This window comes from Pseudomonas sp. ICMP 10191 (assembly GCF_001467335.1).
Classification (GTDB): Bacteria; Pseudomonadota; Gammaproteobacteria; order Pseudomonadales; family Pseudomonadaceae; genus Aquipseudomonas; species Aquipseudomonas cerasi.
Genome location: NZ_LKGW01000166.1, coordinates 1 through 3,328, shown reverse-complemented (window position 1 = coordinate 3,328; position 3,328 = coordinate 1). Strand labels below are relative to the sequence as shown.

The following is a 3,328-nucleotide window of genomic DNA, read 5'->3' as shown; positions in this document are numbered from 1 at the left end:
GTCGGCTTTTTCACCGGCTCGACTTTCTTGACCGGCTTGGGCTTCTCGACCTTGGGCTTTTCCACCGGTTTGGGCGGCGGCTCGACAGCGTCCGGATCCTCGACCGGTTGTTCCGGTTCGGGGGGAGGCGGTGGAGGCGGCGGCGGAGGTGGTGGCTCGGGCGGCGGCGGTTCCGGGGCAGGCGGCGTAGGGCTGGTCAGTTCAATGGTCATTTCCGGAACTTGTGGTGCAACTTCCGGGACGTCTGGCTGGGCAGTTTGCATGTACCACCAGATCACACCATGAATAAGGACCGACGCAGCAATCAACACCATTACTTGCGGCTTGTTAAGGCCGCCCGGACGCGACGTATTGGCGCTGAAAGGAATACCCTGCCACGCCGTCGAAGTGTCATCGGGCGAGGGAGAGGGAACCGCTTTCATTATTACCGCATCATTCATTAACGCTCCCTCGGGTAGTTAAAGGGCAATAAAAATCCGTTCGAATATTTTTGTGAATATTCGACTGAGGGCGGCTTGCACACTGTTTATATGCAGCGCACCGCGGTGCCTGCGCGCGGCAGGCTTAAACAGGGAAAAGCGGTGTACATCAGGGCGCTGGCATTGCTGATCCTTGCTTCTTATCGTCATGTACGGGGACGTACAGCGATGTTCCTGAATGCTTACATTGCAACCGCTGTGCCAGAAAGCCCTCGCTGGAACCGCTGATGCAGAGCGGGTGTCGCATTCGTATAACTATTTATCGATTCCCGATTTCGTTGACTTCAAAGCGGCAGATATGAATAAGACCTTGAACAAAAAAACAGGCAAACAATGGCCCTCTGCTTGAGCAGACGCGTTCGAAAATCATGACCTGCAAGTCACTTTTTTAAATGCACCAATACTGTGTCACGAGGACCACGTTGGTGCGTTAGTTGATCAGCGCCTCATAAAAACAATACTCCGTGTGGGTACGGCGGTTGTGTGGACAGTTGTGGTTATTGAAATAAAAGCCACCCTTTTAGATGATGGCAAAATGAAATCACTTAAAATAAAGTGTCGGACACTCTTTATAGGTCGACCGTCTTTTAATTAAAAACAACCCCGTGTGTACTTAATAACGCGCACAGGCGTGCAAGGCGCTGATTCATCATCAGAACATTCAAGGCACACGCGAAATGTCTTAAGTCCAGACGTGCAGGGCGGTCGAATAACAGCGCGCAGATCGGGACAAGGTTGAAGCGGCCGTGCCGGCATCGCTTGAGGCAGGTGATGCCCAAGGTGTGAATTGCCAGCGTAACGGTGGTCTGACGCAAGACTGATAGGGCACAGCTAGATTCCTTTCCTGGCGGGCAGCGAGACTTGTGGTCTGCTCCCCTGCACTGTTTGTGGACGCTCTGACGTCCGTGAACTGCACTTTGGTGCGTGTAGGCACCCCATGAATGCAGCGTGCACCATTGGTTTATGGCACGACCGTTCCACTTGAAAGATCTGTGCCAATTTGTGTCTTTTTGTATCTGGAGGGGTACATTTTCATCTGAAAACGAGTTTTTGCGGCTGCAAGGCGCAGTCATAGACCCTGGCGGGTATCAACTCGGCAGAGTGGCGCGGGTGCGCCGGGAGAGAGCCGCCCGGGATTAGGGCGGCCATTAGGCATGGTGAATTACCAGAACGCAGCAGGTGCGCTGAGCGCCTTGCTGAACACCTCGATGGCGCGCTCGACATCTGCCTGCGTGGTATAGCGGCCAAGGCTGACGCGCACGCTGGCCAGGGCCTTGGCGGAGTCCATGCCCAGAGCGAGCAGCACATGCGAGGGGGCATTGCTGGCCGAGTTGCACGCGGACGTCGAGGACAACGCCAGGCTGTGGGATAGCTGCGAGCTGGTGAAGCCACTGCGGGTGATGCACAGGTTCAGGGTGTGCGGGATGCGTTGTTGCGGACAGCCATTGAGCTGCACATCCGGCAGGCTCAACAAGCCTTCGCGCAGGTGGCGACTCAGCTCTTCAATACGACGGTTTTCAGCGTCGGCCTGGCTGATCGCCAACGCAAAGGCTGTACCCATGCCGACGATCTGATGGGTGGCCAAGGTGCCCGAACGAAAGCCGCCTTCATGTCCGCCGCCGTGGATCTGCGCTTTCAGCAACGAATGCGCGCGTGGGCCCACGTACAGCGCGCCAATGCCCTTGGGGCCGTAGGCCTTATGCGCCGAGAACGACATCAGGTCGACGGCCAGACTCGCCAGATCGACCTTCACCTTGCCGACGCCCTGCGCAGCGTCCACATGAAACAGCGCACCGTGCTCGCGTACCAGCGCGCCAATGCTGGCGATATCGGTCAGCGTACCCAACTCATTGTTCACCAGCATCAGCGATACCAGCAGCGTGTCTTCGCGCAATGCAGCCTGTACGGCGTGAGGCTGGATCAGGCCCTGAGCGTCCGGTTTCAGCCAGGTGACGGGAAAGCCCTGGCGCTCCAGTGTGCTGACGGTGTCGAGCACGGCCTTGTGTTCCAGCACGCTGGTGATGATGTGACGGCGCTGCGCGCTGGCATCATGGGCGATGCCCTTGATCGCCAGGTTGTTGGACTCGGTTGCGCCGGAGGTCCAGACAATGGAGTCGACAGGCGCACCCACCGCATCGGCCACCTGCGCGCGTGCCTGTTCAACGGCCTGCCGCGCCACCTGCCCATAACCGTGCCCGCTGGATGCCGGATTACCGAAATGACCTTCGCGCCCCATGCAGGCAACCATAGCTTCGATGACCTGTTCATCAACAGGCGTGGTGGCGGCGTAATCCAGATAGAGCGCAGAAGTGGTCATGGGCAATTCGCTTTGTAATCGAGTCAAAATCAAGGGCTGGCATTACCAGACCGACTGCTTGAAAGATTACTGATCCGCAGGCGAAAATTTTTTGACATTTACACGGATACGAGCAGCCAAAGCGAAAAAATATTCGCTTACGCTTGGATTTTTACGATTAAAAATTCTAGGATGCTGCCTCAGGCGCAGAATCGCAGCCAGACCCCCATCGTTCCTCACGCTCCGCGTGGGAATGCAGTTCTGGACGCTCCGCGTCCAATCCGAGGATGCAAGGGGCTGCACCGTTGGGTGACGCAGAGCGTCACGAAANTGGGAATGCAGTTCTGGACGCTCCGCGTCCAATCCGAGGATGCAAGGGGCTGCACCGTTGGGTGACGCAGAGCGTCACGAAATGCATGCCAACGCGGAGCATTGGCACGATAGTCATGCTGCGTGAGGCGCAGATCGCAGCCAGACACCCATCGCTCCTCACGCTCCACATGGGAATGCAGTTCTGGACGCTCCGCGTCCAATCCGAGGATGCAAGGGGCTG

At 57.2% G+C, this 3,328-nt stretch carries 1 protein-coding gene and 1 pseudogene; both read right to left on the bottom strand.

The features are described 5' to 3' along the window. A pseudogene (locus AO388_RS24315) lies at positions 1 to 440 on the bottom strand (energy transducer TonB); the annotation flags it as partial. 1,201 nt (positions 441 to 1,641) lie between these two features. Continuing rightward, positions 1,642 to 2,796 carry a cysteine desulfurase family protein gene (locus AO388_RS24310; protein ID WP_058417332.1) on the bottom strand — a complete coding sequence of 385 codons (1,155 nt, stop codon included), beginning with the start codon at positions 2,794 to 2,796 and terminating at the stop codon, positions 1,642 to 1,644. Positions 2,797 to 3,328: the final 532 nt, after the last annotated feature.

Bases quoted from the DNA above. Each gene is read 5' to 3' on its own strand.
- AO388_RS24310 (WP_058417332.1), bottom strand. From the start codon at position 2,796: ATGACCACTTCTGCGCTCTATCTGGATTACGCCGCCACCACGCCTGTT.